The 22,145-nt window shown below is 53.9% G+C and carries 17 protein-coding genes, 8 tRNA genes and 1 pseudogene; 23 read left to right on the forward strand and 3 right to left on the reverse strand.

The window, feature by feature from the left end; genetic code table 11:
- Positions 1-11: 11 nt before the first annotated feature.
- Complete coding sequence (locus AC5DDB_RS12450; protein WP_491740060.1) at positions 12-206, reverse strand: DUF2997 domain-containing protein; 195 nt, start codon at positions 204-206, stop codon at positions 12-14.
- Positions 203-571 carry a DUF1257 domain-containing protein gene (locus AC5DDB_RS12455; RefSeq protein ID WP_491740061.1) on the reverse strand — a complete coding sequence of 123 codons (369 nt, stop codon included), beginning with the start codon at positions 569-571 and terminating at the stop codon, positions 203-205. Before AC5DDB_RS12455 ends, AC5DDB_RS12450 begins: the two co-directional genes overlap by 4 nt.
- A 463-nt stretch (positions 572-1,034) precedes the next feature.
- Between AC5DDB_RS12455 and AC5DDB_RS12460 the strand changes: the two genes are divergently transcribed.
- The 14 genes and pseudogenes from AC5DDB_RS12460 to AC5DDB_RS12525 all read left to right on the forward strand — a co-directional run bounded on the left by AC5DDB_RS12460 (position 1,035) and on the right by AC5DDB_RS12525 (position 8,133).
- Entirely contained in the window at positions 1,035-2,537 is a 1,503-nt protein-coding gene (locus AC5DDB_RS12460) for a type I restriction-modification system subunit M (protein ID WP_491740062.1), read from the forward strand.
- 185 nt (positions 2,538-2,722) lie between these two features.
- Positions 2,723-3,067 (forward strand): annotated as a pseudogene (locus AC5DDB_RS12465) (type I restriction-modification system subunit M N-terminal domain-containing protein); the annotation flags it as partial.
- Positions 3,068-3,171: 104 nt separating this feature from the next.
- Positions 3,172-3,507 (forward strand): 2OG-Fe(II) oxygenase, encoded by a 336-nt coding sequence (locus AC5DDB_RS12470; protein WP_491740258.1) that lies wholly within the window; start codon positions 3,172-3,174, stop codon positions 3,505-3,507.
- Positions 3,501-3,571 (forward strand) — tRNA-Ala (locus AC5DDB_RS12475). Before AC5DDB_RS12470 ends, AC5DDB_RS12475 begins: the two co-directional genes overlap by 7 nt.
- A 7-nt stretch (positions 3,572-3,578) precedes the next feature.
- Positions 3,579-3,665, forward strand: a tRNA-Ser gene (locus tag AC5DDB_RS12480).
- A gap of 5 nt (positions 3,666-3,670) precedes the next feature.
- Positions 3,671-3,742: transfer RNA gene (locus AC5DDB_RS12485), tRNA-Arg, on the forward strand.
- 16 nt (positions 3,743-3,758) lie between these two features.
- Positions 3,759-3,843: transfer RNA gene (locus AC5DDB_RS12490), tRNA-Ser, on the forward strand.
- 13 nt (positions 3,844-3,856) lie between these two features.
- Positions 3,857-3,931 (forward strand) — tRNA-His (locus AC5DDB_RS12495).
- 279 nt (positions 3,932-4,210) lie between these two features.
- Positions 4,211-4,284: transfer RNA gene (locus AC5DDB_RS12500), tRNA-Thr, on the forward strand.
- 314 nt (positions 4,285-4,598) lie between these two features.
- Positions 4,599-5,381 carry a DUF5677 domain-containing protein gene (locus AC5DDB_RS12505; protein ID WP_491740063.1) on the forward strand — a complete coding sequence of 261 codons (783 nt, stop codon included), beginning with the start codon at positions 4,599-4,601 and terminating at the stop codon, positions 5,379-5,381.
- Positions 5,382-5,432: 51 nt separating this feature from the next.
- A tRNA-Cys gene (locus AC5DDB_RS12510) sits at positions 5,433-5,503 on the forward strand.
- Between the two features lie 425 nt (positions 5,504-5,928).
- Positions 5,929-6,105 carry a hypothetical protein gene (locus tag AC5DDB_RS12515; protein ID WP_491740064.1) on the forward strand — a complete coding sequence of 59 codons (177 nt, stop codon included), beginning with the start codon at positions 5,929-5,931 and terminating at the stop codon, positions 6,103-6,105.
- Positions 6,106-6,948, forward strand: coding sequence for a vWA domain-containing protein (locus tag AC5DDB_RS12520; RefSeq protein WP_491740065.1), 843 nt, complete (start codon positions 6,106-6,108; stop codon positions 6,946-6,948).
- A 1,044-nt stretch (positions 6,949-7,992) separates the two neighbouring features.
- On the forward strand, positions 7,993-8,133 hold the full coding sequence (locus AC5DDB_RS12525) for a hypothetical protein (protein ID WP_491740066.1): 141 nt from the start codon (positions 7,993-7,995) through the stop codon (positions 8,131-8,133).
- Between the two features lie 335 nt (positions 8,134-8,468).
- On the opposite strand, the gene AC5DDB_RS12530 is transcribed toward AC5DDB_RS12525, so the two are convergent.
- Positions 8,469-8,541, reverse strand: a tRNA-Ala gene (locus AC5DDB_RS12530).
- A gap of 525 nt (positions 8,542-9,066) precedes the next feature.
- On the opposite strand from AC5DDB_RS12530, the gene AC5DDB_RS12535 reads away from it, so the two are divergent.
- From AC5DDB_RS12535 to AC5DDB_RS12575, 9 genes are all read left to right on the forward strand, one after another.
- Complete coding sequence (locus AC5DDB_RS12535; protein ID WP_491740067.1) at positions 9,067-10,761, forward strand: GspE/PulE family protein; 1,695 nt, start codon at positions 9,067-9,069, stop codon at positions 10,759-10,761.
- Between the two features lie 353 nt (positions 10,762-11,114).
- A complete protein-coding gene (locus AC5DDB_RS12540) occupies positions 11,115-12,257 on the forward strand; it encodes a type IV pilus twitching motility protein PilT (RefSeq protein ID WP_491740068.1) in 1,143 nt (380 codons plus the stop codon).
- Positions 12,258-12,579: 322 nt separating this feature from the next.
- Positions 12,580-14,277 carry a GspE/PulE family protein gene (locus AC5DDB_RS12545; RefSeq protein WP_491740069.1) on the forward strand — a complete coding sequence of 566 codons (1,698 nt, stop codon included), beginning with the start codon at positions 12,580-12,582 and terminating at the stop codon, positions 14,275-14,277.
- An 84-nt stretch (positions 14,278-14,361) separates the two neighbouring features.
- Complete coding sequence (locus AC5DDB_RS12550; protein ID WP_491740070.1) at positions 14,362-15,621, forward strand: type II secretion system F family protein; 1,260 nt, start codon at positions 14,362-14,364, stop codon at positions 15,619-15,621.
- 150 nt (positions 15,622-15,771) lie between these two features.
- Entirely contained in the window at positions 15,772-16,725 is a 954-nt protein-coding gene (locus tag AC5DDB_RS12555) for a type II secretion system protein (protein WP_491740071.1), read from the forward strand.
- Between the two features lie 45 nt (positions 16,726-16,770).
- Entirely contained in the window at positions 16,771-17,778 is a 1,008-nt protein-coding gene (locus AC5DDB_RS12560; protein WP_491740072.1) for a type II secretion system protein, read from the forward strand.
- A 133-nt stretch (positions 17,779-17,911) separates the two neighbouring features.
- Positions 17,912-19,009 (forward strand): pilus assembly FimT family protein, encoded by a 1,098-nt coding sequence (locus AC5DDB_RS12565; RefSeq protein WP_491740073.1) that lies wholly within the window; start codon positions 17,912-17,914, stop codon positions 19,007-19,009.
- An 8-nt stretch (positions 19,010-19,017) separates the two neighbouring features.
- Positions 19,018-20,280, forward strand: a complete 1,263-nt coding sequence (locus AC5DDB_RS12570) for a type IV pilus modification PilV family protein (RefSeq protein WP_491740074.1) — start codon at positions 19,018-19,020, stop codon at positions 20,278-20,280.
- A 54-nt stretch (positions 20,281-20,334) separates the two neighbouring features.
- Positions 20,335-22,110: a PulJ/GspJ family protein gene (locus tag AC5DDB_RS12575; RefSeq protein ID WP_491740075.1), complete on the forward strand. Its 1,776-nt coding sequence runs from the start codon at positions 20,335-20,337 to the stop codon at positions 22,108-22,110.
- Positions 22,111-22,145 lie beyond the last annotated feature (35 nt).

Genomic DNA, 22,145 nt, shown 5'->3' on the forward strand with positions numbered 1-22,145 from the left:
AAAATGGGAAGCTATTCGCCTTGTCGAATCTGTTGCTGGTTCGCCGCGGTCTGATGGAACTCGGGTTTGAGCAGCTCGTCGGTTTGTTGGCCGAGTGCCTTTTCGATGAAGCGGCTCGCGTCGCGACATTCACTGCCAACAAAGCCTTTGGTTTCGACTCGCGACTGACCGTTGAGTGCAATGATGATCTCGATGGTTTTGCTCATACTGCACCTCCGACATTGATGGTCAGCTTTACCGAGCCGTCTTCGAGCGCCTGCTCGGTCACGGTGTGGCCCTTCTTGCGGGCTTCGATCTTGGCCTTCTCGACCGCGTACCCCTGAAGGAAACGGTCGAGCTGGTTTTGATCGCCCCAGCGACCGCCGTAGTTGTCGAAGGCAATCTTGGCCGTGTTGACGTCGCAGACGATTGGAAAACGCCATTCGGGCAACTGCACAGCCCAGCCGGTTGCCGAACTGCTGAACAACTTCATCTCGCCAAAGACGGGCTCCGGCAAACGCAGGCGATCACACGCCAACCGGATGGCGACTGGATCACGAACTTCAGTCTGAATGGAAACGATGTGCGACATGTAGTCCTCCACAAAGGAAACTGCGGCGAGCTGACCATCGACTCGCCAAGAAACGAAAAAAGCCCGCGATCTCCGAACAACGTCGGAAATCACGTGGCAACAGGGCCAATCAGCGGCTCATGCGAGCTAAGCCAACGGCATCAACTTACTTGACGCGAAAAGCCCCTAGATTCAGCAGATCCGAACTGCCCGCCCCCGCGTTGTGGAAGGACCGGAAAAATGAAAATTGGTCGCTTTCGGTGCCTGGGTTGTGTTTGATACTCTGTGCATCCGCTCCGTATTACGGATTTTTGGGCGTTCACGATGATTCCGTAGCTGGGCTAAATCAGCGCATGAAAACCGCTGAGGAATAGCTCCTGCGATTCAGATTGGACTGTTCAAGGGAGAAGACCTGTCAGCGTCTTTTCAGCACCTTGAGTAACTGGCATCGGACAGACGGAAAAAAACGTAGGACATAATTGAAATGAGCGAGATCGGGCTCGAACTCAATCAGCTCTCAAATCACCTTTGGGAATCCGCCAACATCCTGCGCGGCCCCGTTGATGCTGCCGATTTCAAGACGTTTATCTTTCCGCTGCTATTCTTTAAGCGGATCTCCGACGTCTACGACGAAGAAATCGCCGAGGCACTCGCAGAATCGGACGGGGACCGGCAATACGCTCTGTTCCCGGAGAACCATCGCTTCCAAATCCCGAAGGATTGCCACTGGGACGATGTCCGCAAAAAGACGACTAACGTCGGCAAAGCCCTGGCTCGGGCGATGCGCGAGATCGAAAAAGCCAACCCCGACACGCTGTACGGCATCTTTGGTGACGCCCAGTGGACCAACAAAGACCGTCTCTCGGATGCGCTCCTCTGCGATCTGATCGAACATTTCTCTAAGCTGCCGCTGGGTAATAAAGCCGCCCGCGCCGATGTGCTGGGGCAATCCTATGAATACCTGATCAAGAAGTTTGCCGACGCCACTAACAAAAAGGCGGGCGAGTTCTACACCCCGCGGAGTGTCGTCAACCTCATGGTTCGCATCCTCGATCCGCGCGAGGGCGAAACGATCTACGACCCAGCCTGCGGGACCGGCGGCATGCTGATCGAGGCGATCCACCACGTTCGCGAGGCGGGCGGCAACATCAAGACCCTTTGGGGAAAGCTGTTCGGACAAGAGAAGAATCTGACCACCTCGGCCATCGCCCGCATGAACCTGTTCCTGCATGGCGTGGAAGATTTCCAGGTCGTGCGCGGCGACACACTCCGTCAGCCGGCGTTTCACACCGGCGACAGTCTGGCCACATTTGATTGCGTAATCGCCAACCCGCCTTTTTCGCTCGAAAAGTGGGGCGATGACGTTTGGACCAGCGATCCCTATGGTCGCAACTTCGCCGGCATGCCCCCGGCCAAGAGCGGCGACTATGCCTGGGTTCAGCACATGATCATGTCGATGGCGCCCAAGACGGGACGCATGGCGGTTGTACTTCCGCACGGCGCACTGTTCCGCATGGGGGCCGAAGGCAAGATTCGCAAGAAGCTGCTCGGCATGGACAGCCTCGATGCTGTCATCGGTCTTGGGCAGAATCTGTTCTACGGCACTGGGCTGGCCGCCTGCATCATGGTCTTCCGGCAACGCAGGCCGGCCAAGCACCGTAAAAAGGTGCTCATCATCGACGGCTCTCGCGAGTTCAAGAAGGGCCGTGCCCAAAACGAGTTGCTGCCCGAACACGTCGATCAAATCTATCAGTGGTACGAAGCCCGCGAAGATGTCGAAGGCGTCGCACGGCTCGTCTCGCTCGATGCGATCAAGGAGAACGATTTCAACCTCAACATCCCACGCTACGTTGAGCCAGTGTTTGAGGAAGAAACCATCACCGTCGCCGAAGCGATGGCAAACCTGAAAGCCAGTTTGGAACAAGCGTATGAAGCTGAAGACCTTTTGCGAGTTTTACTTTCTCAACAAGGACTAACGGAGAACTAGAAGATGATCGAGATCACGTACAGCGATTGGATGAGTGAAGCTGGTCCAGGTATGCACGGTACTCCACGATACGAGGAGCTACACAAGGCAGCTGAGGAAGGAAACCTGGTTGTAATTGATCATGAGGGAAATCGCCTTGTGCCGGTAAGGTTTGGTGAGAGCTGGAAGCTAGAACCAGAAAAGAAATGAGCAAACGCATCACCCAATCCCAACTCGAAAGCTACCTCTGGGGTGCGGCGGTTTTGCTGCGCGGGTACATCGACGCCGGGGATTACAAGCAGTTCATTTTTCCGCTGCTGTTCTACAAGCGGTTGTGCGATGTCTATGACGAAGAAGTTGCGTTGGCGCTGGAGGAATCCGGCGGCGACAAGCAGTATGCGCTGTTCCCGGAGAATCACCGGTTTCAAATCCCAGAAGACGCTCATTGGTCAAAGACTCGGCAGGTGAGCAAGAACGTCGGCAAGGCGCTTCAGGATGCGATGCGGGCCATCGAGACGGCGAACCCGGAAAAGTTGTTTGGCATTTTTGGTGTGTTTATGAAGATCGAGATTTTGTCGATCAACTGTGGCCAAGAATGAGGCCATACATTCCTGAACTCTCGCAGTTGTACGATGCTTCATTTCAACCCGAACCTATGCCGGTCTATCCGATAGATGCGTTTCACCCTCTCGGTTTTAATGAATTGTTGCGGTGTTACAAATACCGTCCAGGAGAGCAATTCCGACGACATGAAGATTTCGCACATGAATGGGACTCGACGAAGCGCACTTTCTTGACCGTACTGTTGTATCTCAATGATGACTTTACTGGCGGTGAAACCCGATTCGAGGAAGGAACGATTGAACCGAAAATTGGAAGGACCGTGATTTTCCCGCACGAGTTGGTTCACGAAGGCTGTCAGGTTTCGACCGGCGCGAAGTATGCGTTGCGTTCCGACGTCGTGTTCTCTGTTGGAAGTGAAGTGGGCTGATGGTCCAAGGGGAAGACACCGCCCTGGCGTGGCGGAAATCCGAGTTCGACTCTCGGTCAGTCCATTGATACGGAAGGTAACCGAACTGGCTTAGGAAACTGGTTGCTAACCAGTCGCCCTGGAAACGGGGTTGGAGGGTTCAATTCCCCCACCTTCCGCTTACGGCTCGATGGTGAAACGGACATCATGTCTCGCTTCTAACGAGAGGTTCCAGGTTCAAATCCTGGTCGGGCTACTGATAGAAAAAAAACGGAAGGGCAACCCGATTGGCGACGGGACCCGGTTGGAAGCCGGCTGAGCTTGACGGCCTTGAGGGTTCGATTCCCTCTCCTTCCGCTGAGAACTTGATGGTGTCCGTGGTGTACGCGGTAGGCACATCTGCCTGTGAAGCAGAAGGTATGGGTTCAACTCCCATCGGTCACCCTTTTTTGATGACTCGGTATCGTAGGAAGGCAACTATGGAAGCAAATAAGATAGTCGCCATGGTGTCGCTAGGAATGACACGCGAGCAGGTCATCGAAACACTCGGCGAACCGAATGCTACTGGCAACACGTCGCGCAAGTTCAAGACGCCAAGCGTTTTCAAATACGGTGACATCGAACTATGGTTTGAACCATGGAAAACTGGAATACTTCATGGAATCTGGGACGAGAACAACTTGAAGCTCTTGTCAGGAGAACCTCGATAGAACATTTCATAAATGCCGACGTGGCTCGACTGAGAAAGGCGTCCGTCTTGTAAGCGGAATGATGCTGGTGCGAATCCAGTCGTCGGCTCTTTTTGTATCAGGTTGCAGAAACGATGCGAACCGACTGTGACTCAAAACTGTCAATGATTGGCAGCCTGCAATCGCTGTATCGTTGATTACCCAAAACATGCCTTGCGAGTGTGATGGACGCACGGTGGTCTTCGGAATCACAAGACGGGGTTCGACTCCCTGGCGGGGTACTGAAATCAACATGTCCTGGGAGTGTGCTGGATTCGCACGCGAGCCCGCGAAGCTCGAAGATCAGGTTCGACTCCTGGCCGGGACACTTTTGATACTATGTGCGTTTGTTTTGCGACTCAGACACTCATTAGGATTTCGAAAATGGCAACGGACGAGGACTGCCTCGATAACGACGAAGTAGACGAATACGTGCTTCATTTGATGAAGCAAGTGATTCGGCAAGCCAACGAGTGTAGTGAGAATGACAGTGTAGCCCGGGCGTTGTTGTTCTTCCTGTTGCGCGTGGCCAATACCTGGCGGTCGATCCGCACACTGCGTAACAACACTCCCGATGAGGAAGGTTTCGCAGTTGACGCTGGAACTTTACTACGAGCTATGTTCGACGCCTACATCCAAGCGGAGTACATAGTTCACGATCCGAGCAAAGCCGATGAGCGGGCACGTGACTACTTGGATTTCGAGCATGTAGAGCGATTCAAGTCAGCAACATCCGTAATGAAGCACGACACACCATTGTCGAATCACTTGAAGGCATCGCCCAAGAGAGCAGAAGGCGAAAAGCGGTTGCAACAAGAATACGATCGCGTGAAGGAGCGATACTTCGTTGAGAAGCGACGCTCCGACGGAACGGTCAAGTATGGACCTGGGACACGAAATACGTGGTACGCGCAGAATCTATCCGATCTCGCGCGCACGTTGGGAAGAGAGGACGAATACGACAGCCTCTTAAAGAACTTTCACGGCTGCGTACATTCCAGTCCGATGGCTGTTAGACGTGGTCCAATGGTATCGGCAAGACATGTCTTGGATTGGGCGTCGACGATTGCTGCTCGCGTTGCGAAATTGAGCGTCGAACATCACAAGTTTGAGTTGGACGATCTCTATAGCCGGATTCTCAATGCCCTTTGCAAGCCGTATTTTTGAATAACATCGCGAGATAGCCTGTGAGACGCTTCGAGGCATTTCCAGAAAGTTGATGCTGGAGCCAGACGGCGAGGCAATCGGCTGCAACCCGATCGAAGTGGGTTCGACTCCCACCGGCGTCTCTGACCAACCAACTGCCGGTTTGGACTGCATCAGTCCATGAGGAAAATCATCCGAACCAATTCTTTGTTGGCTGGTCTACAAGTTAGCTCAACTGCCCGTCGAGACTACATCCCAGGCTGTGAACCTGGTGCCATGAGCACCGTCTCGATGACACTTCGTTGAGCACCTATTGAAACAACATGCCCAAATGCCTGCTAGGAGTCCATGACGGTCCTAAGGTAGCGATGCCGGGTGACCGGCTAGTGAATGGCGCTGGAGTCTCATTAGAGATCAAGGGGCCAGTCAACAGTCAGTGGTTTCGACCACTGACACGGACGGCCGTAATGCTGGAAGGCACCTCTTAGTAACCCTTCGTTTCGGTTGGCTGACGGACAAGGAGACCGAGAAGTGGGCTCCGGCAACCGAGGCCGACCTGCCGGCGCAGGTGCAAGGACTGATTGCGTACCGTCAGGCGGATTCCGCCGAGACGCAGTCGCTGATCGCCGGTGACCTGTCGGTGCGTTGGGACCTGTCGGTGCGTTGGGACCTGTTGGCCGATGCGGCTAAGAGTCCGCTCGTCTGGAAGGCGATCGCCCGCCAGATGGGACCGCAGGCGCTATGAATGAACCTCAACACACTGCTGCGTCACGAGGTGCTGAATGATCGTGAGATGGTGGATTACGTGGCGAGCCGCTTGGCGGACGGCGACGCGATCCATCGCTCGCGTCAGTTCCCGTACCAGTTCCTGGCGGCGTACCTGAACGCTGCGGCTGAAGTTCCGAACAAGATTAAGACGGCACTGCATCAGGCCGCCGAGATCGCCTGCGGTAACGTGCCGGAGCTGCCGGGGCCGGTCGTCATCGGTCTGGACACGTCCGGTTCGATGAGCTGCCCGGTCACGGGTTACCGTGGACGAGGCGACACGACGAAGATGCGCTGTGTCGACGTGGCGGCATTGTTCGCCGCGGCGATCCTGCGTAAGAACCCGGACAGCGTGGTCGTTCCATTCGACACTCGGGCGTACGACGTCCGCACTGATCCGTCCGACTCGATTCTGAGTCTGTCGGAGCGGCTGGCGAAGTACGGCGGCGGTGGAACCAACTGCTCGATCCCGCTGCGTGTAGCCAACACGAAGCACAGCAAGCGACAGTTTGCTGGCTGTGTGCTGGTCAGCGACAACGAGAGCTGGGTCGGCACAGGTCGCTACGGTTCGACCGGCGTGATGACCGTGTGGCAACGATTCGTCGAGAACCAACGAAAGCTGATGCCGCGAGATCAAACCGCCTGTGGCGGTTCAAAGCTAGTTTGCATCGACATCCAGCCGTACGGTTCGACACAGGCTCCAGAGCGTGACGACATCCTGAACATCGGCGGCTTCAGTGACGCGGTGTTCCATGTGGTCGCCTCATACCTGAGCGACGATGCCGCAAGGTTCGTCGCAGAAGTGGAGTCGATCGAGCTGTAAAGCGGCTCTGTTGTTGAAAACCGACGCCCCTTGTCTGAGCTATCGGGCCAGGGGCGTATTCGTAAGCAATACTCTGATCCGGAAGGCCCTCGTCATCTTTTTCGAGGATCGCCTTGCACGAGGTAGTTGAGCGTCCGCTGATACACCATCGCGTTCTTGAAGATCCCGCCACCGCGACGATTTCACCCAATGGGATTACGTCGAGCTCCCAACCAGTGAAGGCATCGAACGAATGTGGGGGAGTCAGCGATTTGGGTCGATGGCCAACGAGTCTTCAACATCACTCTTTATGGAGGCAGTGCGTTGGCATTGGTTGCTATGAGCGAAGACTATGCGCAAACTCGGACTCCATCGTGAGTCGGTAACTAGTCAATCACGATTGCGGTGAAAGCTACCGGTCAAAATGTCCTTCGTGCGGTGTTCGTGATTCGCCGGTCTCGGCATCCCGACCAATCTTTCGAATCAGCCTATCGACTGAGTTTTTCGTGCCCCTGCGCTGTGGAACACGAAGAACTTATACATCGTGTATTCCAATAATGGTGGCCGCCGCGGCAACCTCAACAGTGCCGAACTGCCGATCATCCCGATTTAGCAACTTACGGCATAATTGCCGTCGTTAATGAACCTAGGTAGCGACTCATCTCATCGAATTCGCGTCGGCTGTCAAAACCCTCATTGAGAACGCCGGCGTAACTGCTTGGGCGGCCATGTTCGATTCGCTAGGTCCGCAGACTCGCGAAGCCATCATGAAAATCAGCAGAACATCAGACACTCGTCAGCGTTATCGCATCGACGGATTAGCAAAAGGACAAGTGCGATCGATTGCTCCGCAAATAAGTGACACCGTGTTCGATACGGCGAAATTCGGCGAGGTCCCCAGTCGACTTGCCAGAGCGCGAGGATGCCTTGAGATTCTGGGATGCCATTTGAGCTTTCCGTACGACCCATCGACTCGTCGAAGATGCGAAACGCTTATGCCAACCCTTTTGTTTGGTCGCGGAGCGTTCTGAAATATGCTTCACCAGTCTTTCAGAGTCGTCACCGATGGTTCCGAGTCGGCTTCCGAAAGAAGCGATCATTCCAGCGTTGAAATCGAGCGTTGTTAAAGGAAAAACGATCGGCTTTGCTCGTCAAGCGATCCGGCTGATCGTCAAGAATCTGTGGGATTACGAGGAAATGATGTGACGTGGCCTCGTTCCGACCGAGAGGGAACTTCGTACGACAATGCGAGAGTTGGCAAGGATTCGAAGCATTACCGGTGAGATTGAACAGACAATATACCTGGAACCCCTGCTGCTCGTACGAAATTGAAGTCAAGTATCGCAGTCACATCAACCGAGAACGGTTCCGCGCGGTTGAAACCTGTTGCGGCTGTTCGCAAGTCCGCATTGCTCTCATCAGACCTTTTTGGCCTTGCCATTTGGACCGGCGCTTGCCAAAATTCTTGCCAGAAGCTGCGCTTGCCAAAAAACGGAAATAAAAAATCCTCGCAAGTCATTGACCTGCAAGGATTTGGGGATTGGAGACGAAGGGATTCGAACCCTCGACCTCTGCATTGCGAACGCAGCGCTCTCCCAACTGAGCTACGTCCCCTTTGTCCTTTTCCGACACGATAATCCTATTCAATTCCCAGATAGAAAGAAAGCGAATCGGGGTTCTATCGTGGTGAAAAGCTGGGGAAACCAAGTGAGTTGTGCTGGATCTGCTGGCAATTCCTTGACAGGCCTAAAACCTCAGACCACAATTTCGTTAGCGGGTTCGGTTGGCGTTCACTTTTTCGTCGTGCTCGTTTTCTTAGCGCCGGTTCTTCCAACCGACTTTACGCAGTTGTCATGGCAACGCTGATCGCCGAGCCACTCCCACTCCTCCATTCGAAATCTGCCATGCGGAGCGTCTTAACGTTTGACTGCCTCGTCCGCTATGGCGATCCGACACTTCATGCCGGTTTCCAGAACCAACCGCGGAACCGATCTTCATCGTCAGCACCACCGGAAACTTACAATCCACATAAGCCGCCGTAAGGCTTGGCGTTGATGGCATGACCACATAATTGCCGAACTCATTTCAACACCGATTAAGCAAGCACTCCTTGCCAAATTGCTTTTGGAGATACACGACATGGCTGGTGACTGGCTACAACAACTTGTGGATGATGGTTTGATCAGTGCCGATCAGCTTGCCGAGGCTGAGTCCATGGCGAAAAGCATGGGCCTGAAAGTCGCGGATGCCTTGGTTCGAAACGGCTATGTCGACCAAGAAACGGTCTGCCAGTACCAAGCTCGACAGTTTGGATATGAGTATGTCAACCTCGATGATATTCAGATTCCAGGCGAGGTCATCCAACTGGTGACCGAATCGATGGCACGGGAGAACGTGATTGTCCCGGTGGCCCTGCAAGGCGAAACCGCTCAGATCGCCTTTCACGACCCGATGGCTTATGACCTTCTCGAGCGATTGCAATTTCTGCTGAACCGTACCGTTGATATCGTCATTGCCCCGAAGGACTCGATTCAGAACTGCATCAACCGCCACTATGGACAGACGGGCACCGAGGAATCCGTCGATTCCATGATCCAAGAGTTTACGGAAACCCAGATCGACTTGACCCAAGTCGAGACTGGCGGAGATGTTGCGGACGAGGATGATAGTGCCCCGGTCATTCGATTGGTCAACCTGATCATCGAGGAAGCCGTCAAGATGCGGGCGAGCGACATTCACATCGAACCATTCGAGGATCGCGTTCGCATTCGGTACCGCATCGATGGCAGCCTGATCGAACGAGATAACCCGCCACGACGTTTGCTGGGTGCGATTGTTTCGCGTATCAAAATTATGGCGAGAATCGACATCGCCGAGAAACGACGACCTCAAGACGGTCGGATCAAAACTCGCGTAGGCGTGCTCGATTACGACCTGCGGGTCAGTATCATCCCCACGAACCATGGCCAAGCAGTGGTCATGCGTATCCTCGACCGAGAAAACATCAAGATCGGGATCCGCAACCTTGGGTTTAGTGAAGAAAAGTACAGAACTTTCCAAAACATCATTCGCCGCCCGAATGGTATCTTTTTGGTCACTGGTCCGACGGGGTCCGGCAAGACCACCACTCTTTACAGTGCTCTTGGGGAACTGAACAAACCTGACCGTAAGGTGATCACTGCTGAAGACCCGGTCGAATACTACCTGCCTGGCATCAATCAGTGTGAAGTGCGACACGAGATCGGTTTGGATTTCTCGCGGATTATTCGGGCGATGTTGCGACAGGCACCGAATGTGATCCTGGTGGGAGAAATTCGCGATTTAGAGACGGCTGAGATGGCGATCCAAGCGAGTCTAACAGGACACTTGGTTTTCAGTACTCTTCATACGAACGATGCGCCCAGTTCTATTACACGTCTGATTGACATGAATGTTCAGCCATTCCTCGTGGCGAGTAGTGTGATGGCGGTCATGGCTCAGCGATTAGTGCGTCGTGTTTGCAAGAAATGTGTAACCACTTACAAGCCGGATTCGAGCGAAATCGAACAACTCGAAGTGACCGAGGAAGAGCTCGCTACCGCTCAATTTGTTCGTGGCAAAGGCTGTAACGAATGCCAACACACGGGGTACAAAGGTCGAGTTGCTGTCTTCGAATTGATGACAATGAATTCGACGCTGCGAGAGATGACGTTCCGTAGCGAACCCGCCCAAGCTATTCGGCGACAAGCACGACTCTTCGGCATGAAAACACTGGTCGATGACGCAAAAGACAAAGCCCTACAAGGACTTACAACTCTTGCCGAAGTCTACAAATTGAAAACTAGTCGCGATTAACCTTATTGGAATGGCTTCCCGATCGAGTGCACCTCGGCTCAGGCAAACGGAAATGTGTACGGCACTGCACATTTCCGTTAGGTTGTTGACTCAAGAGCCATGTCAGAGGTTCAAGGCAGCAACGAACTTCTGGCGACCGCCATCGATTCTGTTGCAAAATGCAACACCTCAAATCTCGTCAACCGATTGTTTCGAATCGTGGTGAAAAGACGTTAGTAAGTGAATTGCTATCCGGTGCCGATGACCGAGAAGAGGTCAACACGAAAACTGATCAGACCAACCGAAAAACGACATTTATTTGAGATTGTTCGAAAATCGCCCCACAATGAGGGCACTATCGAGGAAAAACACGTATGGCAACAATCCAAATTGACAAGCTTCTCGAAACGGTGGTGAAAGAACGCGTGAGCGACTTGCACATCACTGCCGGGCAGCCGCCGGTTGTGCGGTTGGGGGGGCGAATGGTGCGGCTCGAGACGAAATCGCTCGATGCTGAAGACTGCACCGCGTTGATGAAAAGTATTACGCCAGAACGAAACCAACAGGAACTTCAAGAGGTCGGTGGGACCGACTTCGGGTTTGCCTTCGGTGACAAAGCTCGATTTCGTGTCGCCGTGTTCAAGCAACGCGGCATGATCGGCATGGTGCTTCGGCGGATTCCAACGGACTTCCTCACCTTCGAACAACTCGGTTTGCCACCGGTGATCGAAGATTTGATTCAACGACCACGGGGTTTGTTTCTCGTGACCGGGCCGACGGGTTCCGGCAAGACGACCAGTTTGGCGAGTATGCTCAACTGGATGAACCACAACCTCGATCACCATATCATCACACTCGAAGACCCGATCGAGTACTACCACGATCACAAATCGAGCACATTCAATCAACGTGAGATTGGTGTCGATGTGCCGACGTTCCCGGAAGCACTGCGACGGGCGTTGCGGATGGACCCGGACGTGATTCTCGTGGGGGAAATGCGGGACTTGGAAACCATTTCCGCAGCCATCACCGCCGCGGAAACCGGGCACGTTGTGTTCGGCACACTGCACACGACCGGTGCTCAAGGGACCGTCGACCGGATCATCGACGTGTTTCCGACCAACCAACAAGAACAGATTCGAACCCAACTTTCGACGGCGATCATCGGGATTTTGAGCCAGGCTTTGTTGCCACGGATTCCGAAAGGCTTGGTCGCTGCATATGAACTTCTCGTCGTGACGCCGGCGATTGCGAACCTGATTCGTGAAGGAAAGACCTTCCGGATCAACTCGTCGATCCAAACCGGACGGAAGTTCGGCATGCAACTTCTCGACGATGCCTTGTACAACCTCTGGAAAGACGGTTTGTGCGAGGAAAAAGACGTGATGTACAAATCGAACAATCCCGGTGAACTGAAAGTTCGCATCGAACGAGCCAAACGTGGCATGTTCGACGAGGAAGCTGAAGAAGAAGATGACGACGACGAATGGGATGATGAAGACGAAGACGAGGACTAAACCCACCAAGGCCTCTTGTGCCTAGGAATAGTAAGCGAGAAGGTCTTCGTTCTCCAACTTCGACAAAACAATAACCACGACAACGAAACCCGTTCTAACAAGTGCTTTGAGTTGATGATCTGATTCAAAGCACGTTTAGAACTGAAGCATGACGAACCGTTCGCCTGCAGAGTCGAATCAATTCTTGATGAAGATTCGGGGCGAACGTTGCGACGACAATTGAGGCTGGGCATCATGCATCCGATTCTGGACCGGCAGCCTCGACGATTCGACTCACGATATATCAACAGTCAACAACTGAAGTCTAACAAAGAGCGTTTCCATGGCGCAGCGTAAGCTTGGGCAAATCCTGGTCGATCTTGGCTATCTCTCGGAAGACCAACTCTGGGATGTTCTGGAAGAACAGAAACAAAGTCCCGGTGAGGTCATCGGCCAAGTTGCGATCCGCATGGGTCTTGTGACCGATGCCCAAGTGACCGAGGCTCTCGCCGAACAATGGGGCATGAGCGTTGTCAATCTGCCCGAGACGAACATCCCGCCGAAAGTGCTGGAAGTCGTCCCGCAGACAATGGCCGAGATTTATCACATCATGCCGATCTCGCTTAAAGACGGTGTGCTTACAGTCGCGATGGCGGAACCGCAAAACGTGGGGGCCCTCGACGACTTGCGGAACTTCCTTGGTTACGACGTTCGCGGGACGATCTCGACAGCCAAAGACGTCGAAGCCGCCATCGCCGAATATTATGCCGACCATCAAGACAGCATCGCTGATGTCGTCAGCAGCTTGGAAGAAGACTACGACGAAGACGACGAATCCAAAGGCTACAGCCTGGAAGACGACGGCGACAGCGGACCAATTCGCAAGCTGCTCAACATGGTGTTGCTGCTCGCGATTCGGGACCAAGCCAGCGACATTCACTTCGAACCGTTCGAAGAGGAATTCAAGATTCGTGTGAAAGCCGACGGCGTGCTGTATGAAATGGTTCCACCGCCGCGACACATGGCGAACGCGATTGTCTCGCGGATCAAAGTCATGAGCGACTTGGATATCGCCGAACGTCGTCTGCCACAGGACGGGCGGATTGAACTCAACGTCGGTGGCAACTCGGTCGACTTGCGGGTCAGCGTGTTGCCGACATTGTTCGGCGAGTCCGTCGTTATGCGGGTGCTGGATAAAACCGTCGTGCAACTCGACCTCAACAAAATCGGGATGGACGCCGGCACGCTATCCCGGTTTCGCGACTTTATTAAACGTCCCAACGGAATTATCCTCGTGACCGGACCAACGGGTTCGGGCAAAACGACGACTCTGTATTCCGCTTTAAACGAACTTAATACCATCGAGGACAAACTCCTCACCGCGGAAGACCCGATCGAATACGACATCGACGGCCTGATTCAAGTGCCCGTCAATCCAGACATCGACGTGACCTTCGCGAACGTGTTGCGTGCCTTCCTGCGACACGATCCGGATACGATTCTCGTCGGTGAGATTCGGGACCACGAAACTGCGGAAATCGCGGTGCAAGCCGCTCTTACCGGGCACCGTGTGTTTAGCACGTTGCACACCAACGACGCCCCGTCGGCGATCACGCGATTGCTCGATATGGGTGTGCCATCGTTCCTGATTACAGCGGCGTTGGAAGCGATTCAGGCTCAACGACTTGTTCGTCGAATTTGCACCGAATGCCGCACGCGGTTCGATCCCAGTGATGAACTCCTCATGGAACTTCAACTGCCGATCGAACGCGCCCGAAAATACAAATTCTATTACGGCAAAGGCTGCGGCCGGTGCAACAACACGGGTTACAAAGGCCGAACCGGGATTTACGAACTCATGGAGATCACCGATGAAATCCGCGACATGATCGGTGCGGACGCTTCGGTCGACGAGATGCGAAACGTGGCTCGTTCGCAAGGCATGACAACCCTGCGGGAAGCCGGCTTAAAACTGATTTTCGACGGTGTCACAACGATCGACGAGATCGTTCGCGAAACCGTGATGGAAGATATCGAATAACACCAGGCCCCACGACCCGCCGGTCGGGATCGGCGGTTTGGCAATCTACAACGGAAGACGGACCACTAACCACGGACAACGCTCATGCCAGTCTATCAATATGAGGCCATGGACAATACCGGCCTCGAGATCAAAGAGACGATCGAGGCGGCGGACGAGAACGAAGCCCAGTCTAAGATTCGCGAGAAGGGCTTCTTCGTTACGAAGATCCAAGAACGCTCGAAGAAGCAGAAGAAAAAGAAGACTGGTAAAGAAACCAAGCAGCAGCCCACCCGAAAAAAGAAAAAGGGCGGTGGGTTCTCGATTGGCGGGGTGAGCCAGAAGAAACTCTGTACGTTCACTCGGCAACTCTCGACACTGCAAGACGCCGGTCTGCCGATTCTGCGATCCCTGCGAATTCTCGAAGGCCAAGCCAAACCGGGCCCACTCAAGAACGCACTGAGTGAAATCATCGAAGACATCGAAGGCGGGAACACGCTGTCCGAAGCGATGGCTCGACACCCCAAAGCCTTCGACAATTTGTATGTCAACATGGTGAAAGCCGGGGAAGCCGGTGGGGCACTCGAAGTGATTCTCCGGCGACTCGCCGAGTTCAAAGAACGGGCCCAAAGTTTGAAGCGGAAGGTCAAAGGGGCCATGATCTATCCGTGTGCGGTCATCACGGTCGCCACGTTGATCGTCGGCTTCATCATGTACTACATCATTCCGAAGTTCAAAAAGATCTTCGAAGACTTCAACACCGAACTGCCCGGCATGACCAAAACGCTCATCGGCATGAGCGACTGGGTCGTGAATTACTTCTACCTGATCCCGGCCATCCCCATCGGGATCTGGTTAATGATCAAGATCATCAAGAAGAACAAAACAGGGGCGTTTGCGGTCGACTGGCTGATGCTCAGGATGCCGTTATTGGGGCCGATTGTTAGGAAGTCGATCATCGCGCGAATATCCCGAACGCTCGGAACATTGATTGCCTCCGGGGTGCCGATTTTGGAGGCCCTGATTATTGCCCGCGATACGGCGGGGAACGCGGTGTTCAAGAAAGCGTTCGACCAAATTTATGCAGCTATTCGTGAAGGGGAATCGATGGCGGTTCCGCTTCGGGAAACACGAATCGTGGACGACATGGTTGTCAACATGGTCGACGTGGGTGAAGAAACCGGGGCACTCGACGAGATGCTCTACAAAGTCGCCGATGTGTACGACGAAGAAGTGTCGGTGTTGGTCGAAGGTTTGATCAACTTGCTCGAACCGTTGATGGTCGTCGTGCTGGGTCTGATCGTCGGTTTCATCGTCATCGCATTGTTTATGCCTTTGGTGAAACTGCTGAACGACCTGTCTTAAATCGTGTCTGATCTGAACCCTCCATGCCCGGCGGTATTCCGTCGCCGGGCGGGTTCCACACCAACATTTTGTTGCCCAGCGTAAAAAACCCACGCCCCCGGTTCGCCCCTCGTGCCGGCAGATATTGAGATACCCAAGGAGTTTCCAACCATGAAAACCAACTCTCACCCGGCCAACACCCGCCCCCCACAGCGAACCGCCGGTTTCACCCTGATCGAACTACTCATCGTCATCGTCATCCTGGCGATTCTGATGTCGTTGATTTTGCCAGCGATCAGCAGCGCTCAGAAAAACGCTCGGGTGTCGGCGGTGGTGAATGAGATCAAATCCCTTGAGAGTGGTCTTGCGAACTTCAATGCCAAGTATGGGTTTTACCCGCCAAGCACAATCACACTTCATGAAGCAGCGACGGGCTGGAGCGGTGACTCAGAAAGCCGAGCCTTAATTCGCCGCATGTTCCCGAACTTCGACTTTACCGCTGCTCGTGATCTCAATGGTGATGGTGACGCGACAGATAGCATTTTATTAAACGGCAACGAATGTCTCGTGTTCTTCCTCGGCGGTCTTCCGATTCGTGACACCACCAGTGGCAGCACCGTGTTCGCGATGAATGGGTTTTCAAAGAACCCTGCAAACCCGTTTGCGACCGCCGGCAGCAGTCGGATCGGGCCTTTCACCGAATTTGATACGACTCGCCTTGTAGACGTTTACGCCGGTGCCAGCGCGGGTAGCAATGGCTTTCCGGAGTATGTCGATCCGCTGCCGAATCAAACCGCTCCCTATGGTTTCCTAAGTGCAAACAACGGTCGTGGTTACCCAGCAGGTTCGTCGCCGTATCGAGCGCCTGGCGAAGACGACAACCTTAATAATGTGTTGGATTCCGGTGAAGATGCCAACGGCAACATGGTGCTTGACCCGGGCCTACCTTTCAAACCCGAGACATATCAAATCGTCTCACCCGGGTTTGATGGCGACTATGGTGCCGGCGGGACTTATGACCCGGAAACTGCGAGTGCCAAACTCGGCTACGATGCTGAGCCTTCATCTCGTCGCGGCGATCGTGACAACATCACGAATTTCCATCAAGGCATGCTTGCTGACTAATCAAGTTCACACACGACCGCACAACTGCATAGAAATGGAACTCTCATGCGAACTCATCGCAATCGACGCCAACAACCGGTCGGGTTTACTTTGGTGGAACTCTTGATGGTCATTGGGATCATTGGTTTTCTAATTACGGTTTCCGGCTTTGTCATCGGCAACATGATCGGTGCGTCTAAGGAAGCCGCCACCCTCGCCACCATTCAAAAAGTGCACGGGGTGGTCATGGAACGCATCCGCGGTTTGGACATCGCGTTAGAAACCCAAGCCGAAATGCGAAAGCGTTCGAAGAACTTCTCAGTCACTCTAGATTCGAGTGCCGGATTCGTCGTCGGTGGGCCGATCGCATTTCGAAAATTACAGACACGGGCACTCATTCCGACACGCTTGGAAGACCTTCCGACATCAGGACGAACGGTGTTCCTTACCGGTACCGGACATGCCAATGTTGCGGCATATCGGGGTGCCTCGGATTGGTCCGCTGCGGTCGAGAGTTCCGAACTGTTGTTTTTCTCGCTGACGCAAGGGACCGCGTTCGGTGAAGCCTCAAGTGCAGCCGACTTGTTCCGCGATAGCGAACTCAAAGACACCAATGGCAATGGAAAAATGGAAATCGTTGATGGCTGGGGAAACCCGCTGCGATTCTATGGCACGCCAACACGATTACTACGTCCCGATGGTTGGAATGCCACAACCGACGAGCTGAACCCATTGAATCAATCGTTAATTACCGCCGCGTTCCCGTCACTAGCCGGTCGCGAATTAGCCGTCGATCCAGATGACCCCGGCAACGGATTTCTGAACACATACGTCAATGCTTACTTCTCGGCCTACGGCAGCACGGATGTCGACGCGGCAGTCTCATCTTATGAAGGCAACTTTCATACGCATGGCACCTACCATATTCCGCTAATTGTCTCGGCAGGCCCTGATGGCGTGCTAGGAATTGAAGAACCGAATACGTCTCTCGGACGACTAGCACACCCCATCGGTGGAGTTGCAAACGAAGACATTTACGACAACCTAACAAACTACCAAGGCAGCACCGACTAGGGTCACGAACAATCGGAGTGTCACCGAGTTTGCTAGTCAGCTCGAGTGAACTCCGAACAGGGAAGTACTAACGAAGCCAGTGGCAACTAGTCTTAGATCACGCGGTCGAAAACATCTTTTGAGAATCACACTCATGCAACGGACTCAACCACACAACTCAAGACGCGGTTTCACGCTAGTGGAAATGTTGGTGGTGATCAGTATTTTGCTGATTCTCTCCTACATGAGCCTATCCATTTACAATGTGGCTGCCGATAGCGATCGGATTCGTTCTTCGGCGCGACAGATTCAATCGTACCTGGAAGGTGCTCGTGACCGAGCGATCCTAGCCGGCCGGAACGACCCCGACACCTCCATCGGTGTGCGGTTCCTCGCCAACCCCAACGGCCCCCAAGGCTCGACGTCCCACGTGACCGTTAACAGCATGGTATTCGTGAAGAGAACCGAACCAATCACGGGCACATTGACCGCGTTCGGTACAGGTGATGATCCTAGCACTCCGTCGCCTGCCGATGAATCGCCCTCTAAACCAGATAGTCCGTTGGTCGACGGTGGTTCAAATTTTCCGGCTGTCGGCCGGTTGGACTTCGACGTTCCCAATGTGACGATTGCAAACCTCGTCTTACAAGACTTGTTGCATCTCGGGGCAAAACTGAAGGTTTATCGTGGTGCGGATCGCTCTACGATTCCACAAACTGTCTTTGTGGCCGACATCAAACCGGACACCTCAGCAACTCGCGGTCGGTTGATCACTAGCGAAGCGATCACATGGAACAGCAAAACCAGTCCTGGTGATTCCTCATTGGCTCAGTCCAACGATAATCACTTTTCCCAATTTGGTCCGTTTGCATTTGAGTTGGAGCTTTCTCCTTCTGTGATGCCCAATCAAGAACCGGCGAACTTGGGAACGGGGATCGCAATTGATGTTGCCAATGCGAATGGTGACATCAGCGAGTACCCGGCGGCTTGGAAGTCAAAACCTTACGACATCATGTTTTCGCCTCGGGGCACAGTCACTGGGTCAGCGGCGGCTTCGGGTTTGATTCACCTCGTGCTGCGAGATGTGGCGGACATTGAAAAAGAAGTCACGCTGGGCAACGTTGACGATCCGAACCGCGAGGGTGAAGAACTTATTGTGACCTTGTTCACACGAACTGGGCACATCTCTTCGCACCCCGTGCATCCGAGTGACATATTTCAATTTGCCGAAACCGGGCAGGTGGCCCAATGAGAGTTTCTATGCATTCTTCCCAACACATGCCGACTGATTTTCGCGGTTCCCGTTCTGGGGCCACGCTGACGGAGGTGTTGATTTCTCTGCTGGCGATGGGAATCGGTGTGGTCGCCGTGGCTACGATGTTTCCGATTTCCGTGCTGAAAAGCGTGCGAGCTACGCAACTCACACGGGCCGCCATTCTCAGCATGAATGCGAACAGCCAAATCCATGCGGATCAACGGTTCCTCAACGATCCTGATTTCTATCGTGACTCCCTCAGCGGTGCCCCCTACGACTCGGAATCCAAAGGCCCGTTCGAACACTTCTCGGAAGATATCAACGGCAACGGTCGTCTCGACCAAGGCGAAGACTTCGATGGTAACGGGGTGTTGAACCGTGGGATCTACATGGTCGATCCCCTCGGTTGGGCGTACAACAACAGTTTGAGCAACTCGATCATCGGGACCTTCGGCAACAATGGCCCATCGGGGGCAACTGGATTCCCTCGGTTTCACGGCATGTCCACGCTGGCACCAACTGAGAACGCCGCCCGTGACTTGGTCGGCCTACCTGATAGCTGGGAAACAGTCGGTGAAGATGTCCTGACTGCCATCGGGAATAACACTCCCTCTGAGAATTCGTCGACTCTCACATTTCCGAGCACCACCCAACTCGACTTCTCGGTAATCACGACAGGTGCGACTCCGCCATCACGCGTCATCTTGTTCCTATTTCAGCCAAACGGAGGAGCACAAGCGATTACCCGGCGGATCGCGGACTTCGATGATATGGCTAAAACCATCAAAGTTACTCCGGCGATTCCTGGGGCTGGCGGGGCAATCACCGCGGCCACAATCGACCGCGTCCGCGTGGAAACTCAGCAACTGCAATTCACATGGATGCTGACCGTGCGGAAGTCGCCACATGGCACGCCGCTGGCAGACGTGGTGATCTTCTACAACCGGTCCTTCGATCCCGATGACGAACGACTCTACGCAGCCGATTTCATCACCGCGGCCAACGCCGATGGTGTGACGACGCTCAACGATGTCGTCAACATCTCGTGGTCGACCGTGAAGCCAAACTACAAACGCGGCAACTTCATTTTCAGTACGGCAAACGGCGAATGGTATCGCATTATCAATGTGCTCGGCGAAACCGCGACGGGTGCAACATTGCAACTCAATCGTCCGGTGAAAGCCTTGCCAACCGCTTTGCCAGCGACTGCCGACAACGCAATTTTGCCACGCGGCGTGATCGACGTTTTCCCATACAAAGCCCCGTGAAATCCAGTCTTTGAACAGACTCGACGAATACAATTTTACTCCTGACGGTGCACTATGAAAACCGCCCGCCAATTCGATCAATCGCATCGCCCCGGCTTCACTTTGGTGGAGTTGATGGTTGCGGCGGCGCTCGTCGTGTTGATCATGTTCCTGTTCGCGCAAATCTTTCAGATTGCCACCGGAACCATGGTCGATATGAAAGGTCTCGCTGAGAACGACCAACGCGCCCGCACGCTTACGACTATTATCAAGAACGACCTCAAACGTCGTACATTCCAGAACCTCGTGCCCTGGTTGCCGAATGAGGGTGTCGGTGATGATGACCCCGATGCGGCTCCCAGTCAGCGGGTCGGGTACTTCTACATTTCCGAAAACGATCCTGACAACGACTCCGACGACGTGCTGCAATTCACCATGCGAGCCAAGTCAGATGAAGACCCCTTCTACGGGCGAGCCGGTTGGAGCTTGTCCGCGGCGGACGTCGCTGCAAATCGCGTCACGTTTTTGACCGATGGCGACAACGAGCCCGACCTCAATCAACCGGTTTTCTCGAACGGGATCCTCCAGGATCAAGCAGCGATCTCACCGAACGCCGAGGTCTGCTACTTCTTGCGAAACGGTATCTTGTATCGACGAGTTATGCTCATTCGTGACGAGGACAAGAACGATGCCGAACCGACGAACTCACCTGACACTGGCTCTTCGGCACCAATGCCGCCTAATCCGCAGATCGACTTTTTCGATCGCAATGCAGGGGAAACGTTCTCGTATGCCAATACGGTCGGCTCGTTAAACCCAGGGCAAAACCCCGCCTTCTGGCGTGACTTCGACTTTTCCGTCTATTACAACCCGGCGACTTCGAGTCAACGCTTGGAGTTCCACAGTACGGACGATTTGAGCAACGAACCATTACGTGGTTTCTTCCCGTTCGGCAAACCCCCGACACGATTTGGTTTCGACCCATTCACGGGTCAACCGCAGGAGTTTTTGCCCGACACGACTTCGGGGAGTTCTCCACCGCCGCAGGTTTTCATCGGGCGTTATACACACGAGGAAACTTCAAACAACGGATTCGTGTTTCCGCACCAAGTGACCCTTGGGTCGAACGGTGCGAACGCCATGAGTAACTCTGGCCCGTTTGGCATGCAAAATGGCACAGTAAACTGGCCAGACCGTGAAGTCGCAAGCAACTTCAGTGGGACGCGTCGAGCGGAAGACATCTTGATGACGAATGTTTTTTCGTTCGATATCAAAGTTCTTGATGAACGTTATCAGGAAACAGACCCGAAGGGCACGCCGACTGGGATTGTTAACCCGGCCAACGCTGCCGATCTGGCAAACGATGCCAACCGAAATGGGGTCTTCGAAAACTGGTCGAGTGGGTTGTCGGATCGTGTTCCCGTCTTCGCGGATATCGGGCACGCCGCCTCGGATGGTTGGTTTGCACAGACCGTCAGTGGTGAGCCGCATCTCGGTAACCATCGTCCGGGTTATGGGGACAACCCTGGCAATAACAACATCTTCGACACTTGGCATCCCGAATACAATTTCAGCGATCCGCTCGGATCGAGTGCTTCGGATTCGATTGTCACTTGGTCGCCGTTTACGAATGCAGGAAGTGAAGATATTCCGCCGTTCCCACTGCGACACAACGACACGGTTCCCACAAGATTCCCGCCAGTTGAGTCGGGTGACCCTGAACCGCTGAAAGCAATCCAGATCAAGATTTTGCTACACGACATTTCCAGCGACCAACTCCGCGAATTGACGATCGTTCAATCGCTAACGCCAGAAGGTGGTATTCTCGATTCGTTCGAGTACCAAGACTAACGCAACATTCGCGTGCGACGGATTTCCATCTATTC

It is taken from the genome of Thalassoroseus sp. (assembly GCF_984380535.1).

Bases quoted from the DNA above. Each gene is read 5' to 3' on its own strand.
- AC5DDB_RS12525 (WP_491740066.1), top strand. From the start codon at position 7,993: ATGGTTCCGAGTCGGCTTCCGAAAGAAGCGATCATTCCAGCGTTGAAA.
- AC5DDB_RS12535 (WP_491740067.1), top strand. From the start codon at position 9,067: ATGGCTGGTGACTGGCTACAACAACTTGTGGATGATGGTTTGATCAGT.
- AC5DDB_RS12460 (WP_491740062.1), top strand. From the start codon at position 1,035: ATGAGCGAGATCGGGCTCGAACTCAATCAGCTCTCAAATCACCTTTGG.
- AC5DDB_RS12550 (WP_491740070.1), top strand. From the start codon at position 14,362: ATGCCAGTCTATCAATATGAGGCCATGGACAATACCGGCCTCGAGATC.
- AC5DDB_RS12570 (WP_491740074.1), top strand. From the start codon at position 19,018: ATGCATTCTTCCCAACACATGCCGACTGATTTTCGCGGTTCCCGTTCT.
- AC5DDB_RS12450 (WP_491740060.1), bottom strand. From the start codon at position 206: ATGAGCAAAACCATCGAGATCATCATTGCACTCAACGGTCAGTCGCGA.
- AC5DDB_RS12575 (WP_491740075.1), top strand. From the start codon at position 20,335: ATGAAAACCGCCCGCCAATTCGATCAATCGCATCGCCCCGGCTTCACT.
- AC5DDB_RS12455 (WP_491740061.1), bottom strand. From the start codon at position 571: ATGTCGCACATCGTTTCCATTCAGACTGAAGTTCGTGATCCAGTCGCC.
- AC5DDB_RS12520 (WP_491740065.1), top strand. From the start codon at position 6,106: ATGAACCTCAACACACTGCTGCGTCACGAGGTGCTGAATGATCGTGAG.
- AC5DDB_RS12565 (WP_491740073.1), top strand. From the start codon at position 17,912: ATGCAACGGACTCAACCACACAACTCAAGACGCGGTTTCACGCTAGTG.
- AC5DDB_RS12540 (WP_491740068.1), top strand. From the start codon at position 11,115: ATGGCAACAATCCAAATTGACAAGCTTCTCGAAACGGTGGTGAAAGAA.
- AC5DDB_RS12505 (WP_491740063.1), top strand. From the start codon at position 4,599: ATGGCAACGGACGAGGACTGCCTCGATAACGACGAAGTAGACGAATAC.
- AC5DDB_RS12545 (WP_491740069.1), top strand. From the start codon at position 12,580: ATGGCGCAGCGTAAGCTTGGGCAAATCCTGGTCGATCTTGGCTATCTC.
- AC5DDB_RS12555 (WP_491740071.1), top strand. From the start codon at position 15,772: ATGAAAACCAACTCTCACCCGGCCAACACCCGCCCCCCACAGCGAACC.
- AC5DDB_RS12470 (WP_491740258.1), top strand. From the start codon at position 3,172: ATGCCGGTCTATCCGATAGATGCGTTTCACCCTCTCGGTTTTAATGAA.
- AC5DDB_RS12560 (WP_491740072.1), top strand. From the start codon at position 16,771: ATGCGAACTCATCGCAATCGACGCCAACAACCGGTCGGGTTTACTTTG.